Origin of the sequence: Cecembia rubra, assembly GCF_003014575.1 — a bacterium.
In the GTDB taxonomy this organism is placed as follows: Bacteria; Bacteroidota; Bacteroidia; order Cytophagales; family Cyclobacteriaceae; genus Cecembia_A; species Cecembia_A rubra.
On the sequence record NZ_PYGF01000002.1, the window covers coordinates 337199 to 354520 of the forward strand.

Annotated in this window: 18 protein-coding genes; 14 read left to right on the top strand and 4 right to left on the bottom strand. The window is 38.3% G+C overall.

Going from position 1 to position 17322, the window contains the following annotated elements; all coding sequences use genetic code 11:
- The first annotated feature begins 6 nt into the window (after window positions 1-6).
- From trpC to CLV48_RS06325, 14 genes are all read left to right on the top strand, one after another.
- Window positions 7-828 (top strand): indole-3-glycerol phosphate synthase TrpC, encoded by an 822-nt coding sequence (gene trpC, locus CLV48_RS06260; protein ID WP_106566403.1) that lies wholly within the window; start codon window positions 7-9, stop codon window positions 826-828.
- Window positions 829-845: 17 nt separating this feature from the next.
- Window positions 846-1457, top strand: a complete 612-nt coding sequence (locus CLV48_RS06265; protein WP_245889501.1) for a phosphoribosylanthranilate isomerase — start codon at window positions 846-848, stop codon at window positions 1455-1457.
- Window positions 1458-1499: 42 nt separating this feature from the next.
- Window positions 1500-2678, top strand: coding sequence for a tryptophan synthase subunit beta (trpB, locus tag CLV48_RS06270; RefSeq protein ID WP_106566405.1), 1179 nt, complete (start codon window positions 1500-1502; stop codon window positions 2676-2678).
- A 232-nt stretch (window positions 2679-2910) separates the two neighbouring features.
- Window positions 2911-3684: a tryptophan synthase subunit alpha gene (trpA, locus tag CLV48_RS06275; RefSeq protein WP_106566406.1), complete on the top strand. Its 774-nt coding sequence runs from the start codon at window positions 2911-2913 to the stop codon at window positions 3682-3684.
- 3 nt (window positions 3685-3687) lie between these two features.
- Window positions 3688-4707 carry a 3-deoxy-7-phosphoheptulonate synthase gene (gene aroF, locus CLV48_RS06280; RefSeq protein WP_106566407.1) on the top strand — a complete coding sequence of 340 codons (1020 nt, stop codon included), beginning with the start codon at window positions 3688-3690 and terminating at the stop codon, window positions 4705-4707.
- Window positions 4708-4879: 172 nt separating this feature from the next.
- Window positions 4880-5662 carry a phenylalanine 4-monooxygenase gene (locus CLV48_RS06285; protein WP_106566408.1) on the top strand — a complete coding sequence of 261 codons (783 nt, stop codon included), beginning with the start codon at window positions 4880-4882 and terminating at the stop codon, window positions 5660-5662.
- A 143-nt stretch (window positions 5663-5805) separates the two neighbouring features.
- Window positions 5806-6399: an imidazole glycerol phosphate synthase subunit HisH gene (hisH, locus tag CLV48_RS06290; RefSeq protein WP_106566409.1), complete on the top strand. Its 594-nt coding sequence runs from the start codon at window positions 5806-5808 to the stop codon at window positions 6397-6399.
- 87 nt (window positions 6400-6486) lie between these two features.
- Window positions 6487-7206, top strand: a complete 720-nt coding sequence (gene hisA / locus CLV48_RS06295; protein ID WP_106566410.1) for a 1-(5-phosphoribosyl)-5-[(5-phosphoribosylamino)methylideneamino]imidazole-4-carboxamide isomerase — start codon at window positions 6487-6489, stop codon at window positions 7204-7206.
- 101 nt (window positions 7207-7307) lie between these two features.
- Complete coding sequence (gene hisF, locus CLV48_RS06300) at window positions 7308-8063, top strand: imidazole glycerol phosphate synthase subunit HisF (RefSeq protein WP_106566411.1); 756 nt, start codon at window positions 7308-7310, stop codon at window positions 8061-8063.
- Window positions 8064-8085: 22 nt separating this feature from the next.
- Entirely contained in the window at window positions 8086-8697 is a 612-nt protein-coding gene (gene hisIE / locus CLV48_RS06305; protein ID WP_106566412.1) for a bifunctional phosphoribosyl-AMP cyclohydrolase/phosphoribosyl-ATP diphosphatase HisIE, read from the top strand.
- Window positions 8698-8703: 6 nt separating this feature from the next.
- On the top strand, window positions 8704-9117 hold the full coding sequence (locus tag CLV48_RS06310) for an OsmC family protein (RefSeq protein WP_106566413.1): 414 nt from the start codon (window positions 8704-8706) through the stop codon (window positions 9115-9117).
- On the top strand, window positions 9117-9356 hold the full coding sequence (locus CLV48_RS06315; RefSeq protein ID WP_106566414.1) for a hypothetical protein: 240 nt from the start codon (window positions 9117-9119) through the stop codon (window positions 9354-9356). Before CLV48_RS06310 ends, CLV48_RS06315 begins: the two co-directional genes overlap by 1 nt.
- 26 nt (window positions 9357-9382) lie before the next feature.
- Complete coding sequence (locus CLV48_RS06320) at window positions 9383-10387, top strand: PDC sensor domain-containing protein (RefSeq protein ID WP_106566415.1); 1005 nt, start codon at window positions 9383-9385, stop codon at window positions 10385-10387.
- Window positions 10387-13290: a PAS domain-containing hybrid sensor histidine kinase/response regulator gene (locus CLV48_RS06325; RefSeq protein WP_106566416.1), complete on the top strand. Its 2904-nt coding sequence runs from the start codon at window positions 10387-10389 to the stop codon at window positions 13288-13290. Before CLV48_RS06320 ends, CLV48_RS06325 begins: the two co-directional genes overlap by 1 nt.
- Before the next feature lie 13 nt (window positions 13291-13303).
- Here CLV48_RS06325 and CLV48_RS06330 read toward each other — a convergent pair whose 3' ends face one another.
- The 4 genes from CLV48_RS06330 to CLV48_RS06345 form a co-directional block, all read right to left on the bottom strand.
- Window positions 13304-14620: a dihydrolipoamide acetyltransferase family protein gene (locus CLV48_RS06330; protein WP_106566417.1), complete on the bottom strand. Its 1317-nt coding sequence runs from the start codon at window positions 14618-14620 to the stop codon at window positions 13304-13306.
- A gap of 82 nt (window positions 14621-14702) precedes the next feature.
- On the bottom strand, window positions 14703-15968 hold the full coding sequence (locus CLV48_RS06335; RefSeq protein ID WP_106566418.1) for a competence/damage-inducible protein A: 1266 nt from the start codon (window positions 15966-15968) through the stop codon (window positions 14703-14705).
- Window positions 15969-16015: 47 nt separating this feature from the next.
- Window positions 16016-16801, bottom strand: a complete 786-nt coding sequence (locus tag CLV48_RS06340) for an SDR family oxidoreductase (protein WP_106566419.1) — start codon at window positions 16799-16801, stop codon at window positions 16016-16018.
- Window positions 16802-17299 carry a dihydrofolate reductase gene (locus CLV48_RS06345; RefSeq protein ID WP_106566420.1) on the bottom strand — a complete coding sequence of 166 codons (498 nt, stop codon included), beginning with the start codon at window positions 17297-17299 and terminating at the stop codon, window positions 16802-16804. It lies immediately after the preceding gene.
- Window positions 17300-17322: the final 23 nt, after the last annotated feature.

Genomic DNA, 17322 nt, shown 5'->3' on the forward strand with positions numbered 1-17322 from the left:
AATCTGATGAATATTTTAGAAAAAATCATTGCATATAAAAAGACAGAAGTTGCTGAGAAAAGCAGTCTTGTTCCTACCAAGTTATTGGAAAAAAGTATCTACTTTGATTCCCAGGTGGTTTCAATGAAAAAATACATCAAAAGACCGGATAAAACTGGAATCATAGCTGAGTTCAAGAGAAAATCACCATCCAAAGGGGATATCAACACAAATGCGTCTGTGGAGACAGTTACCATAGGTTATATGCAGGCTGGAGCCTCAGCTTTGTCTATACTGACTGATAAAGAGTTTTTTGGAGGAAAAAATGAAGATCTTAGCTTGGCCAGAAAGTTCAATTTCTGCCCGATTTTAAGAAAGGACTTTATTGTTGATGAATACCAGATCATTGAAGCAAAATCCATTGGTGCTGATTGTATATTATTGATTGCTGCTGCATTGGAACCAAAGAGATTGAAAGAATTGGCTGCCTTTGCCCATGGCCTTGGATTGGAAGTATTGATGGAAGTTCATGATAGTAAGGAATTGGATAAAAGCCTCAATGAGCACCTGGATTTGGTAGGAGTGAATAACCGGAGTCTGAAATCCTTTGAAGTTTCCTTGGATACATCATTTGGCTTAGTGGAAAGAATCCCTTCTGAATTCTTAAAGATTTCAGAAAGTGGTATCTCCCATCCTGGAACCCTTTATGAATTGAGAAAAGCAGGTTTTGATGGGTTTCTAATCGGGGAAAATTTCATGAAATCAAGTAGGCCACATCAGGTTGCCCTCAATTTTATGAACGCTTATAGAAAAATATTGAAGGAAGTCGGTTTGGTTCAGGAAAAATGAAACTCAAAGTCTGTGGCATGTCAAATATCGGTAATATCCGGGAACTGGAAGACCAAGTGCAACCGGATTGGATGGGTTTGATATTTTATCCACCTTCCCCCCGATATGTTGGAGATCAACCATTTCCTGGGATAACGGATATTTCCCTAAGAAAAGTTGGTGTATTTGTAAATGAATCCCGGGAATCTATCCAACAAAAAGTTAATGATTTTGGGCTGTCAGGTATTCAATTACATGGCGATGAAAATGTTGCGGAAGTGAAAGCAATAAAAGAAAGTTCAGGTTTGGAGATTTTCAAAGTTTTCAAAGTCATTGACAGGATGAAATGGACGGAATTGGAAGCTTACCTTCCTTGGGTGGATTATTTCCTCTTTGATACCTATACTCAGAATCAAGGTGGAAGCGGGCAGACATTTGATTGGGAGATTTTGAAAGATTACCCTTTTGAGAAACCCATAATATTGAGTGGAGGAATAGATGCTGATCAGGTGAATGAGATTTTGGAGTTAAAAAAACTGATTCCCCAATTAGCTGGAGTGGATATCAATTCAAGGTTCGAGGTTGAACCCGGAATTAAGAATATCTCCAAAGTGAAGAAATTTAAAGCGCAATTAAAAAAAATAGAATAATAAGGCTGACTAGGAAGTAAGCAGCACAAGCATAGGAATATTATGATCAGAGTTGACGAAAAAGGCTTTTATGGAAAATTTGGAGGGGCCTATATACCCGAAATGCTTCACCCCAATATAGAGGAGTTGCGTGAGAATTATGAAAAAATCATAGCTACAGAGGACTTTCAAAAAGAATTTAGAGCCTTGTTGAAGGATTATGTGGGGAGGCCAACGCCATTATATTTTGCCTCTAGGCTTTCTGAAAAACACGGGGCTAAAATCTACCTAAAAAGGGAAGACCTTTGTCATACAGGGGCACACAAGGTCAATAATACTGTAGGTCAGATCATATTGGCCAAGAAATTAGGAAAGAAAAGAATTATAGCTGAAACCGGGGCCGGTCAACATGGTGTGGCCACAGCTACGGTCTGTGCCCTGATGGGAATGGAATGTACGGTTTATATGGGGGCATTGGATATTCAAAGACAAAGACCCAATGTAGAAAGGATGAAGATTTTGGGAGCTAAAGTTGTGGCAGCTACATCTGGTTCGCAGACCTTAAAAGATGCCACTAATGAGGCTATGCGTCAATGGATCAATAATCCTGTAGATACACATTACATCATTGGCTCGGTTGTAGGCCCCCATCCTTACCCTGAAATGGTTGCCAGATTCCAATCTGTAATTTCGGAGGAAATCAAATGGCAATTAAAGGAAAAGGAGGGTACAGAAAATCCAGATTTGGTCATTGCATGTGTAGGAGGAGGCAGTAATGCAGCAGGAGCGTTTTATCATTACTACAATACCTCACAAGTACGGTTGGTAGCGGCAGAGGCAGCAGGATTGGGAGTCAATTCGGGAAAATCTGCGGCCACAACCGCTTTGGGAACACCGGGGATTTTACATGGAAGCAAAACATTGCTTATGCAGACAGAGGATGGGCAAGTAGTGGAGCCTCACTCTATTTCCGCAGGATTGGATTATCCGGGGATCGGACCAGTCCATGCGCATTTATTTGATATAGGAAGAGCTGAATTTGTAGCAGTGGAAGATGAAGATGCAATGAAGGCAGGTATTGAACTTAGCAGGTTGGAAGGTATTATTCCTGCAATAGAAACAGCACATGCACTTCATGCACTGAATATGATTGAGTACAAAAAGGATGACATTATTGTAATCAACCTATCAGGCAGGGGGGATAAGGATCTGGATACCTATATCAAGTGGGGAGGTTATTGAGTGGAGAGAAGTGAGAGACGAGAAATTAGAGACAAGAACCAAGAAGCAAGACTCAATTATCAAGGGACTTGAGATTTTTGTCGGGAGATTTGATTTAGACTCGGTAATTTGTGGTAAGAATATTTATTGTTAAGGGAATCGGAACAAAGACAACTACGACAATAATGAGAACCATGGCAACCATTTAGCAAGACTAACGGATTCAAAAACAAACATTAATATCCAGAAAAGGATGAACAGAATAGATCACTTATTTGATAGAAAAAAAGAGCGGGTACTTTCTATCTATTTTACTGCTGGATTTCCTGACTTAGAGGACACATTGCCCATCATGCAGGCCATAGAAGATGCAGGTGCGGATATTATTGAGGTGGGAGTTCCATATAGTGACCCAATTGCAGATGGACCTACTATTCAGGAAAGCAATATGATAGCTTTGAATAACGGGATGAGCTTGAAAAAACTCTTCGATCAATTGAAGGATATGCGAAAAAAAGTAAGCCTTCCAGTTGTATTAATGGGTTATCTCAATCCAATAATTCAATATGGGATGGAAGAGTTCTGCAAGAAATGTCAGGAGTTGGGGATTGATGGACTTATAGTTCCAGATTTGCCCATGCAGCAGTATATCGATGAATACAAGGAAATGTTTGACCGATATGGTTTAAGGAATACCTTTTTGATTTCTCCCCAGACCAGCGAAAAAAGGATCAAGGAAATTGATGACTATTCCAATGGTTTCATTTATATGGTTTCTGCTCATGCTATCACAGGTGCAAAATCAGGTATTTCTAATGAGCAGATAGCTTATTTCGAAAGGGTGAAATCCATGGAGCTGAAAAACCCAAGGTTAATAGGATTTGGTATTTCTGATGCTGAAACTTTTTCAACAGCTTCTCAATACAGCAATGGGGCTATCATCGGAAGTGCATTTATCAAAATTATCAAAAACAGCAAAGACTTGAAAAATGACATCAAGTCCTATATACAATCAGTCATTAAATAGATTATGATTATCCAGCTAAAAGAAAATATCAGTGCAAAACAAAAGGAAGCACTGATTCAGGAGGTACATGAAATCGGGTATAAAATCACAGAGGTAAAAACCCAGTTAGGTGATTATCTGATAGGGATTGGGAAGAAAGAATTTGATATCAGAAAAATCGGGCAAAAAGAAGGTATCGAAGATATTCATATTGTTTCTGATGAGTACAAATTGGTCTCCAAAAAGTGGAAAGTAAAACCCACTTCCATTGATCTTGGGGATGAGGTTTGCATCAAAGATGGGGATATGGCCATAATAGCAGGACCATGTTCCATAGAATCTGAGGAGCAGATCCGAAAAGTAGTTGCCCATTTAAAGGAAAATGGTATTCGTATGATGCGTGGAGGGGTTTTCAAACCAAGAACCAGTCCATATGCATTTAGGGGAATGGGTATAGATGGACTGAAACTATGGTACAGCATTGCCAAAGAAGAAGGGATCAAGATTGTTACAGAAGTAATGCAGGTATCTCAAATTGAAGAAATGTATCCTTATACTGACATCTATCAAGTAGGAGCCAGGAATACCCAAAATTTCAATCTCTTGGATGAATTGGGAAAGGTAGATAAAGCTGTAATGATCAAAAGAGGGATTTCCGGCACGATTGAGGAGCTGTTACAATCAGCAGAATATGTGTTTTCAGGAGGAAATGAAAAGCTGATTCTTTGTGAGAGAGGCATTCGCACTTATGAAAAGGCAAGTAGAAATACATTGGATCTAAATGCTGTGCCTATCCTTAAATCAAAGTCTCATCTCCCTGTTATTGTAGATCCTTCTCATGGAATAGGGATTAGAGAATATGTTCCTCAGATGGCCTTGGCAGGAGTAATGGCAGGTGCAGACGGAATCATTTATGAGACCCATGAAATTCCAGAAAAGGCTTATTCCGATGGGCAGCAGACATTGGATTTTTCCCAAAGTGCCCGTTTGGCCGACTGGATAAGGCAAACCTTTGCCATGCGTAAGACATTTGAACTGCTTTGATTCTCCATTCACAAAATTTTATTTAAGAAGCAGTCGAAAATGCTTATTTTTGACTGTTTCTTTGATGGTGTTTTAATGGATTAGAAAACATTTGATTGGAGATCAGAGTAAAAATAGAAAGGACTCACAGGTTTAGCATTAATTATGTGAAGTCCTAAAACCCAAATATACGATGATGAATAAACCCAAAGACTGGGTCTTCTCTGACCCGAGACTGAAAGTGATGAGGCAGGATTATGATGCTTATACAGAGGAGGATTTTAAAGTATGGAAAATTCTCTTTGACAGGCAGATAGTCAATTTGCCAAAAGCCGCTTCCAAGGCATATTTGGAAGGGATTAAAGAGATTAATTTTACTTCGGACCGAATTGCCGATTTTGAAGATGTCAATAAAAGACTCGCCAAAAGTACAGGTTGGTCCATACAGGTTGTCCCGGGTCTGATTGATGATGATCTGTTCTTTGGACTGATGAACAATAGGAGATTTTGTTCATCCACTTGGTTGAGAAAAATGGAGCAGTTGGATTATCTCGAAGAACCAGATATGTTCCATGATGCCTTTGCTCACATGCCGATGTTGACCAATCAGCCCTACGTGGACTTTTTGGAAAAACTTAGTGGGATTGCCTTGAAGCATATTGAAGATAAGTGGGCCATTGAGCTGCTTTCCAGGATATATTGGTTCACTATAGAATTTGGACTAATCAGAGAAGATGGGGAGTTGAAGATTTATGGTGCGGGAATTCTGAGTTCTGCAGGAGAAACCAAATACAGTTTGTCCGATGAACCGGCGCATTATGAGTACAATGTCAAAAAAATCATGAATACTCCTTACTGGAAGGATAAATTTCAGGATAAGTATTTTGTGATAGAAAGCTATGAGCAATTGTACCAATCAATTCCTGAAATTGAAGAAGTTTTGGAAGAAATGCTTTCTGAAGCAGCACAAAAATAAGTGTTGGGATAAAGAAGAACTCTGGATTTAATATTCAATTGAAAGGCGTTTGTGATCCCTTGACCACGAACGTTTTTTTATTCCAAATTAACATGATGATTTAGATTGGGAAGGCCCCGATCACTTGGTTTCAAAGAATTTGAATGAAAGTAGCTGTAATAAAATACAATGCAGGAAACGTTCAATCCGTACTTTATGCATTGGAAAGGTTGGGCGCGGAACCAACGCTTACTGATGATCTGGAATTTATTTCGAGTGCGGACAAAGTTATCTTTCCCGGACAGGGAGAAGCTAGCACAGCCATGAAATACCTTCAGGAAAAAAAGCTGGATTTATTGATTCCTGAACTTAAACAACCCTTTTTTGGGGTTTGTCTGGGCCAGCAGCTACTATGCGAGTTTTCTGAAGAAAATAATACTACTTGTCTTGGAGTTTTTCCTGTAAAAGTCAAAAGGTTTATCCCTCATAATACAGCAGAATTTAAAGTTCCCCATGTAGGCTGGAATAATCTCTATGATTTGAAAGGCACTCTTTTTGAAGGCTTGGATAATCATTCTTATGTGTATTACGTGCACAGTTTTTATTGTGAACTCAGTGAGTTTACAATTGCCAAAACCCAATATATCCATGATTTTGCAGCATTGATGAATAAGGATAATTTCTATGCCATGCAGGCCCATCCTGAAAAAAGCAGTTTGGTAGGAGAAAGGATTCTGAAGAATTTTCTTGCCCTTTGAAAAAGTGTAGTGTCGGGAATGTTGTCTTCGGAACAAATTAAGTATTGATAAAAAAATTGGGGAGTAGCCCTGTTTACATTTAGAATCATGGAAATAATACCCGCTATTGATATTATTGATGGAAAATGTGTCCGTTTGACCCAAGGAGACTATGGTCAAAAAAAAGAATACCATGACAGTCCGATTGAAATGGCAAAAAGATTTGAAAATGCAGGTATTAAGAGATTGCATTTAGTAGACTTGGATGGAGCCAAACAAAAGAAAATTGTAAACAAAGAGGTTTTAAGGGCAATTTCGGAGGGAACCTCTTTAACAATTGATTTTGGGGGAGGGGTGCAATCGGACGCTGCCATTGAAGAAGCTTTTGCATTAGGGGCCCATCAAGTTACCGGAGGTAGTATTGCAGTTAAAAACAAGGATTTGTTTGAGTCTTGGATTTCACGGTTTGGGGGGGATAAAATAATTTTGGGTGCTGATGCCAAAAACAGGAAAATCGCTATTTCTGGGTGGGAAGAAACAACTGAAATTGAGCTCATTGACTTTATCAAAGGATACCATGCAAAGGGTATAAGTTATGTGATTTGCACTGATGTAGCCAAAGATGGTTTGCTTCAGGGTCCTTCTTTAGATTTGTATAAGGATATTCTATCTGAGATTCCGGGTATCAAACTTATAGCGAGCGGGGGAGTATCGAATGTAGATGATCTTGAAAAATTAGCTGAAATAGGAGTATTTGGAGCGATTGTGGGGAAAGCTTATTATGAAGGAAGGATCAGTCTTGAGCAATTGGCAGGTTTTACCCGATAGACTTTAGGGAGGTAATTATAAAAATGTTTTAACATTAATAACTGTACTGGCCGATGTCAATGTACTTTGCGCATCGTACTTGGTACCTGGTAGAATAAGAAATGCTAACAAAAAGAATCATACCCTGCTTGGATATCAAAGATGGAAGGACTGTCAAAGGTGTAAACTTTGTTCAGCTTCGCGATGCAGGGGACCCTGTAGAACTCGCCAAAATTTACTCTGACCAAGGGGCAGACGAATTGGTTTTTTTGGATATAACCGCTACGGTGGATAAGCGGAAGACCTTGGCTGAACTTGTTACCAAAGTAGCCAAAGCTATCAATATTCCATTTACTGTTGGGGGAGGGGTTTCTACTGTGGAGGATGTAAAAGTGTTGCTTAATGCAGGAGCAGACAAGATTTCCATCAATTCAGCTGCTGTAAAACAACCCGGTTTAATCAATGACATGGCTTTGGAGTTTGGTTCCCAATGTATAGTTGTTGCTATTGATACCAGGAATGTTGACGGGATTGATTTTGTCCATACCCATGGTGGCAGAAAACCTACTTTGTTGAAAACGCAGGAATGGGCAAAAGAGGTCTGTGAAAGGGGTGCCGGTGAGATTTTATTGACCTCCATGGACCATGATGGCACCAAATCGGGATTTGCCAATGAAATTACAGCAGAGATTTCTTATATGTTAAGTATTCCTGTAATTGCTTCCGGAGGAGCGGGAAGTATGCCCCATTTCAGAGATGTTTTTACCTTTGGTAAAGCTGATGCTGCCTTGGCTGCCAGTATCTTTCATTTTAAAGAGATTCCAATTCCTGAGTTAAAAAACTACTTGGGACAGGAAGGTGTACCCGTAAGGATTTAAACTGTCATAAAACCCTGAAAAAATGAGCAATCTGAATATAGATTTTGATAAAGTGGATGGATTAGTTCCAGCAGTCATACAGGATGCTGAAAGTAATATTGTGTTGATGTTGGGCTATATGAACCAAGATGCATTGGATAAGACCATGGAGACCAAAAAGGTCACTTTTTTTAGCAGGACCAAGCAAAGGTTATGGACCAAAGGAGAGACTTCGGGAAATTTTTTGATAGTACAATCTATAAGCGTTGATTGTGATAATGATACCCTTTTGGTCAAGGTAAAACCACTAGGACCCGTATGCCATACTGGTTCGGATACTTGTTTTGATGAATCCAATTCAAGTAGGACCTTATTTATTGACCATTTAAGAAAAATTATAAAAGAAAGAAAACAAAATCCTTCTGACCAATCTTACACAGCTTCATTATTTGCCAAAGGAATCAATAAAATAGCCCAAAAAGTAGGAGAGGAGGCAGTGGAAATTGTAATTGAGGCTAAAGATAACAATAAGGACCTCTTTTTGGGAGAGGCTGCGGACCTGCTTTTCCATTATTTGGTGCTTTTAGAGGCAAAAGAAATTGAACTTGATGAGGTCATAGAAGTGTTAATTGACCGTCATGCAAAAAAACAATGATCAGTTATGAGCAAAAGGAATGTGACTGTCCGAATGAAAGCGGACTACGAATATGAAGCTTCAAATTTACAGGGCAATAAGGTGGACATAGATATGTATGATGCGCCCAATAAAAAAGCCCAGTCCCCTATGGATCTTCTTTTATCAGCTTTGGGTGGGTGTTCGGCAGTGGATGCTGTCATCATGATGAAGAAAAAGAGAAAGACCATAAATGACTTTTATATTGAATTAGAAGGAACAAGAAATGACGGTGTACCTGCATATTATACCCATATCCATTTGAAATTTGTTTTGGTTTCGCCTGATGCCAAAGAGGAGGAATTTGCCAAAGTGGTTGCCCTATCGGTGGACAAATACTGTTCTGTAGCCTCATCTCTTAAATCAGAAATTACCTACAGTTCAGAAGTTAGAAAACCCTAATGCGCGTAGTTAAAGAATTTACCAAAGCCGATATAAGGATTTCCATTTACAATTGGAACAATAAATTTTTGATTAAGTTTGAACAAGGGCCTTTGGAACAAACTTTCAAAGTTTCAGAGATGGATATATTGGTGGAAGATGATCTGGATCGGTTTTGTGAGGGTGATTTTTTTGACAAAGTAATGATACGTTTTAAAGAAATGGGACAAAGCCTTCAAATTCAGATGCAAAATCTTTAGCTTTAGGATCAATCTTCCAAATTAAGATGAAATATCTGGGTGTTTTTTGGGCTCTTTTTTCTATGCTTTTGGTACAGTGTAAACCCACACCAAAAGAAAAATATGAAGATGTCCTTATGGACTTGAATTCCTTTATTTCATTAATGGAGTATGACCTTCAAGAGCTTGAGCAGGAAATTCTGTTGTTAGGGGAAGAAGTCAAAAATCTTTATGCTCAATCTGATCAGTTAATTGCCCAAGCCCGAAATTCAGATATTCCCCTAATTCAAGCTGGGGTATACAATAATGCTGGATCTCAGGACCCTAATTTAGGAACCATCTATATACCCTCTAGGGCAGATAATCTTAACGAGGTTAGGGAAATGTATATCATCACAAAAAGTCTGGATGAGAAATTCAAATCAATTATACAGCGTAATTCGGTTGTCACTCAGGTTTATTTTAATAGCAAATACCACTTTAATAAGCTATATCCTCCTTATGATGCTTTAGCTATGTTAGATCCAGATTTGGATGTAACCATTTTTAATTTTTATTATGAGGCAATAGAAGAGAATAATCCGCAGAGGAAACCTGTTTGGGTTGATGAAATTTATATTGATCCAGTAGGTAGAGGATGGATGATTTCCTTAATTTATCCTATATATGTGGGGGATGACCTTAAAATGGTACTTGGATTTGATATCACCTTGAATGATATAATAGAATCCTATTTGGAAAAATTTGATCGGAATTTTGTGATTTTTGATGTTACCGGTACACTTGTAGCGGGGAAAACCAAAGCAATTGAATCTCTTTCACTTCCGCCTTTGAAGAATCATACCTACAAGCAAACGATTACTTCAGATAGTTTCAGGTTGGAAGATTTTAACCTCTTCCGAAGCAAAAGTAAAGAAGTGAGGGAATTGGCGTCAAAAATAATCTTGAATAATGAAAAAAAGGCTACTCTTAAGGATTTGGGTCTTGATATTCAGGTTTCTGCTGCTAAAATGACTGTTTTAGATTGGGTAATACTTGATTTGGTATATTGATGAAGGGACGTCGCTTTGATTTTGCATCAGGTAATAAAAAGGGTATTTACAGGTGGTTTATTTTTTTGGGAATTGCTGTAGCATTCATTATTTCCTTGCTTGCCTTTAATTTTTTTGCTGCGCTGCGAGATAGTCAAATAGAATCTATACAAGTTTCGTTGGGAAAACAGGCAGAGCTTGCGGGAAAAGATATCCAGAATACTTTTTCAGCGATGTACGAGGACATGTTGTTTTTTGTGAATAACCTTGAACCTTGGACCTACGAAAGGAGCTCGAATGAGACATTAGCTTTTGAAAGGAGGGCAAGAAGAATTTTTAATAATCATAGGTTCATTCTAGATTCTGTAATTGTAATTTTTCCAAAGCAAATAGTTTCTTTTCGCTATGATCAAAAGAATAATTTTATACATAAGTTTCATCAAGAACTTGAGCAATTCGGACACAATGATCCCAGGGTTATTGAACTTAGAAATGCAAGCAAGGGTGTTGGAATTATTATTGTCACTAACCTCGACAGGTTTTTTAATGATCAATTGAGTAATTTTTATCTTGGACTTGATACTAAAAAATTCATTTGGAGAGATGATGTGCTTTATCCGGTAAATTTGGAGAAAAATGATCGTTCATTTACTCCATCTAAAGATATATTGGACAAGCTTCAAGAAGATCTTTACCTAGGTCTCAAAGGTCAAAAGGTTGGGGGCGCCTATTTTGGAGATCAGGAGAAATCGAAAAAATCTACGATTCATTATTATCCGTTTCGTTTGGTGCCATTCGAAAATAAATACGGCGTGGTATTCATACAAGACATCTCAAAAGTCGGTTTTGAAGTTTATATCAACTATTTTTATATTTTGTTTAGTCTTCTTTCCCTTTTAGTGCTTATACTTATTATCCTTTTTAAATTCATCAAGAATATTCAGGTTGCAAATTCGACTATTCAAGCTGGTGCCAAAGAAATTAAAGAGCTTTTTAGGCGGCAGACACTTTTGTTACAGGAGTCCAAAGGCTTTATTTATTTTCAGGATGAGAATGGGGAAATGTATTCAGTAAGTGATGAGGTAAAACAGGTATTGGGTTATAACCCTGAAGACTTCAAAACTAATTTCAAGAAATATATCCGTCCAGAACACAACGCCCGACTGGATAATTTCATCAGGGAAAGTATGGATTCCCAGAAAGATAATTTACAGTTTGAATTTGATTTTCTTCACAAAGGAGGACAATGGGTCAGGGTAAAGATTTTTGAAAAGTTATTATATGATGATTCCGGAAATTTTAAGGGTAATGTAGGTATCTGCACTGATATTCAGGAAAAATTTGAATCAGAATTTAAACTTAAGGAAAGTGAGAACAGATTAAGGGCAGTGCTCAAAAGTTTGCCGGACCTTATATTTATCTATGATAATGATGGGGTTTTCAGGGATTATTATGTCAAGGATAAGACTTTGCTGATGGCCCCACCTGAATCAACAATGGGTTATAATTTCAAAGATATTATGCCTGAGCCAATACGTACAGACTTGATTGAAGCATTTGATAAAGCTCAAAAAACAGGCAAACTTCAATACATTACTTTTGAAATGATGGTTCCAATTGGTAAGAGGATATTTGAAGCCAGGGTTTTTAAATTGGACGAGCAGCGGATGGTAACTATGGCCAGGGATATCACCGCTCAGAAACTTTGGGAAAAGGGACTTCAGGAAGCAAAGGAGGCGGCAGAGCAAGCCAATAAAGCAAAGTCTGAGTTCCTGGCTAATATGAGTCATGAAATCAGAACCCCAATGAATGGTCTTTTGGGAATTGTTGAATTAATGGAGCAGACCCAATTGGATAAATTACAGAAACAATACATTCAAGTTATCAAAGATTCAGGAAAGTCCCTAACAAATATTATCAATGACATTTTGGATTACTCCAAAATTGAGTCAGGAATGATGGAGCTGAAACTTACTGTGTTCCATTTTAAAAATGAGATTATAAGGGTTTTCAAGATATTCTCAGGACTAATTGAAAAAAAGCAGATCAAATTTACATACGCTTTTGGTCCATTGATTCCTGGATATGTCAGATTGGATAAAGAGAAATTGGCTCAAATTCTATTTAATATAATAGGCAATGCCGTAAAATTCACACCTCAGGAAGGGGAAGTACATGTATCAATTGAAGTGGAGCCGGTGTTGGAAGAAAACATCATTCTTCATTTTGTTGTAAAAGACAATGGAGAAGGTATCCCCAAAGAGAAAATTGCACTGCTGACTGAACCATTTGTCCAATTGGATGGCAGCAATACCAGGGAGTTTCAGGGAACAGGACTTGGGTTGGCAATCTCCAAAAAACTCATAGAATTGATGGGAGGAGATCTTGAAATCCGAAGTGAAGTTGGAGTAGGATCGGAGTTTGGCTTTAGTGTTTTTGGTTCCGTTATCAACCAAAGTGAAGTTTTCGGTGAAAATAGGATTTTTGATTTGAATGAAGAAGAAGTTCAGCTCTTGGATTTAGCCAAAAGATGCCCTATGGATATTCTGTTGGTAGAGGACAACAGTACCAATCTTATTTTTATGAAAATGCTGATGGACCAGTTAGGGTATGAGGTTAGTATAGCTAGGAATGGACTGGAGGCATTAGAGTTTGTAAAAAATGGAAGAGTCTTTGATCTAATTTTTATGGATATTCAAATGCCCAAAATGAACGGTTTGGATGCAACAAAGCACATTAGAGGGATCAAAGGTGCCGAATCCATGATGATTGTGGGGCTATCGGCCAATGCTTTTAGAGAGGATATAGAGACTGCATACGCAGTTGGAATGAATAACTATCTGACCAAACCGGTCAGTATTCATGAAATTGCCAAGGTGATTTCAGAGCGGTTCAAAGAAATATCAATAAAAAAAGAGGCATAAGCCTCTTTTTTTATTATATCTCAGATTCAAGATCAAATGCTTCCAGATAATCAGCAACTCTTCTTACAAACATTCCTCCAAGTGAGCCGTCCACAACCCTATGGTCATAGGAATGTGACAGGAACATTTTGTGTCGGATAGCAATTACATCTCCAGTTGGGGTTTCTACCACAGCTGGTTTCTTCTGAATAGCCCCCACCGCCAAAATAGCAACTTGAGGCTGCATTATAATTGGTGTGCCCATTACATTCCCAAAACTACCCACATTGGATAGGGTATAGGTTCCACCTGAAAGTTCATCAGGAGAAAGTTTGTTATTTCTGGCTCTATTGGCCAGATCATTTACTTTTTTGGAAAGTCCTGTCAAATTCAACTGATCTGCATTTTTGATTACCGGAACAATCAAATTTCCAGTTGGGAGTGCTACCGCTACCCCAATATTGATGTCTTTTTTCTTGATGATTTTATCTCCATCTACAGAAATATTGATCATAGGGAAATCTTTGATGGCTTTGGCTACAGCTTCAATGAAGAAAGGGGTAAAAGTAAGTGCTTCACCTTCTTTTTTCTTAAAACTATCCTTCGTTTTATTTCGCCACAATACAATATTGGTTACATCAGCTTCGACAAATGAAGTCACATGTGGCGAGATTCTTTTTGAATCCACCATTCTTTGTGAGATCATTTTTCTCATTCTGTCCATTTCAATAATTTCATCATGGGCCGAAATACTTACTTCAACCCTTGATGGACTTGTTGTAAAGATGCTAGCAGGTGTTGGTGCAGTTTGGGTGCTGGATACAGGAGTTTGGCTTCCCCTATTTTTGACATAGTTAAGCATGTCCTGTTTTGTTACCCTTCCGTCTTTTCCAGTACCTGGGATACCAGCTAATTCTGCCTTGCTGATATTTTCTTCTTTAGCTATACTTTGTACTAATGGGGAGTAAAATCTACCATCACCTTCATTACTGATACTGGTTGATGGACTGCTTGCCAAAATAGTTTGAGTTTGGGCAGGTGCGGCCGCTATTAATTCTTCTTTTGGTTCAGTTTTGGTAATTGATGGTCCTGAGGAAGTGTTTTCTGAACCCTCCGTTTCAATTAAAGCAATTGGAGCGCCAACAGCTACTACTTCACCTTCTTTTGCTAATATTTTTTTGAGTACTCCGCCATGAATTGCGGGAACTTCAGTATCCACTTTATCTGTTGCTACTTCCAGCACGGATTCATCCTGCTCGATTGTATCTCCTTCTTTTTTAAGCCAGGTTAGGATAGTTCCTTCAATAATACTTTCACCCATTTTGGGCATTAGCATTTCTACAGTCGCCATACTTATATTATTTAATTGGGTTTATTTCTGAGTTTTAAAATTAAATTTTATTTTTACCAATGCAAAATTGCATTGAAAAATTTTATTCTGTTTTTTCTTCAAGGCATAACCTCAGTAAATTCAGTACTGCCACAGCCGTTAGCTGGATGTTGAGCATTCTATCTTGGGTTAGCAGTAATTTTTTCGTAAGGGTCTTTTTTTCCATGGCACATGCGATCCAAACTGTTCCGACAGGTTTTTCATCTGTTCCTCCGCTTGGACCGGCAATCCCGCTACTGGAAAGACCAATATCGGAGCGGAATAATTTTCTTACATTTTCGGCCATTTGAATGACGGTTTCTTCACTTACAGCACCAAATTTTTTCAAAACATCATTTTCTACTCCCAGAATGTTGTTTTTGAATTCATTATGGTATGGAATGATAGCGCCTTGAAAATAATCACTGCTACCAGGTACTGTTGTTACCAAATGAGAGATATATCCTCCTGAGCAACTTTCTGCAAAAGCCACATTTTTACCATGTAGCTTCAATAACCTTCCTATGGCTTCTTCCAGTGTTTCTTGATTATAACCATAAATATATTTGTCTATCAGTGGATTTAGTTTTTTTAATTCCTGCTCTACCTCTTGTTCAAGTTCTTTGGTATTGCTGCCGAAGGCTGTCAATCTAAGCCTGACCTGACCCAGAGAAGGTAAGTAAGCCAGTCTGATATGTGGAGGAAGATTAGCTTCCCAATCCTTGATCAAGTCTGCCAGCCAGCTTTCTCCTATCCCGACGGTTTTAATTACTTTATGGTAAATATGGGGTAGAGGAAATATTTCTTTTAACCTGGGAATGACTTGGTCAGTCATGAGTTTTTTCATTTCATGTGGTACCCCAGGCATGGACATCCAAATTTTTCCTTTTTCATGAAACCACATCCCCGGCGCGGTTCCCAGTTCATTGGGGATATAAGTACAATTTGTTGGCAAATGTGCCTGAAGCTTATTTAAGTGAGTCAGTTCCCTTCCCCTTCTTTCAAAAAAAATTCTTACAGCCTCCAAAGCTTCTGGAACCAGTTTGATCTCACAGTTGAAATATTCTGCCAGTAAAGGCTTGGTAAGGTCATCATTTGTCGGCCCCAAGCCCCCTGTCATCAGAATAATGTCGGCTCTTTTTTCTGCACTTTCAAACGCAGAAAGAATGGATTCCCGGTTATCGCCCACAGTAGTTCTTCTTACTACCCTGACACCGATTTTATCTAACTCCTGGCTAATCCAGTGACTGTTGGTGTCCATGATCTGACCATAGAGCAATTCATCTCCTATGGCTAGAATCTCAGCTTTTACCTCTTTATAGTTGGTCATAATTCATTTAGAAGAGTGACTGAAAAAGTATAATTCAAGACTTTTTATTACCTGACTTTGGCTTTTCTGATAATTTTGGAAAATATACTAGGAAAAAACCTTTTCAGGTACACTGCATATTTTTCTTTACCTCCAACAAGGACTTCCTCTTTTTGTTGCTCAATGGCCATTATAATTTGTTTTGCACATTGTTCTGGGGACATCCCTTTTTCCTGGGCCTCATCCATTTCATTGAGGGGTGAACCATCTCCTGTGAGGGCATTGACAGATACATTGGTACGGATAAAACCTGGGCAAACTATTGTGACATTTATGTTGTCCCGATAATGTTCGGCCCTTAGTGTGTCAAAAAAACCATGAAGGGCATGTTTGGAAGCTGCATAAGTGGACCTAAATGGAGTTCCGAACTTACCTACCAAACTGCTAATGGCCACAAAATGCCCACCTTTGTTATTGATGAAATGGGGCAAAAGTTCTTTTGTAAGGCATACAGTTCCAAAAAAATTAACTTCCATAATCTTTCTGTCCACCTCAATGGATGTTTCTGCTGCCAATGAACGCTGACTGATACCTCCATTGTTGATCAATACATCTAATTTTCCGAATGCTTTTATGGCTTCTTTGGTCTTCGACGGGAAGCTGTCAGGGTCGCTGAGATCTAAGGGCAGTACATAGATGTTAGTTGGGTGCTTAGATTGATTTTTTATTTGCTCAAGCGCTTCCTGGTTTCTTGCTGAAATAATGATCCTGAACCCTAAATTATCATAAGCCTTTGCCAGTGCCTGACCAATTCCAGAAGAAGCTCCGGTGATCCAAATTACTTTATGGTTCATTTACCTGTTCCTTTTATAGATAACAAAATCAAAACTGTATTGATTGTTTTGATCTTTTTCATAATGTTCTGAAGATACAATTTGCCATTTTTTCGGGTCAATTTTTGGAAAAAATGCATCGCCTTCAGGATAAGCATCTACCTGTGTGACCAAAAGTTCATCAGCAAACTTCAAAGCATGGTTATAAATTTCAGCTCCGCCTATAATAAATACCTGAGAAAGATGCCTCCCAATACAAATTTGAATTGCCTCCTCCAAAGAATGAGCAATTAAATGTCCTTCAGGAAGGGTATAGTGATTGTTTCTTGTAATGACTACAGATGTCCGATTGGGCAGTGGACGGCCTACTGATTCATAGGTTTTCCTCCCCATTATAATATGATGTCCAGTTGTTAATTTTTTGAACAATTTTAAATCAGAGGAAAGCTTCCACACTAATTGATTGTCTTTTCCTATGACATCATTTTTGGCCTTTGCTACAATAATTGAAATTTTCAAGGTGATTATAGTTTATCGACCAA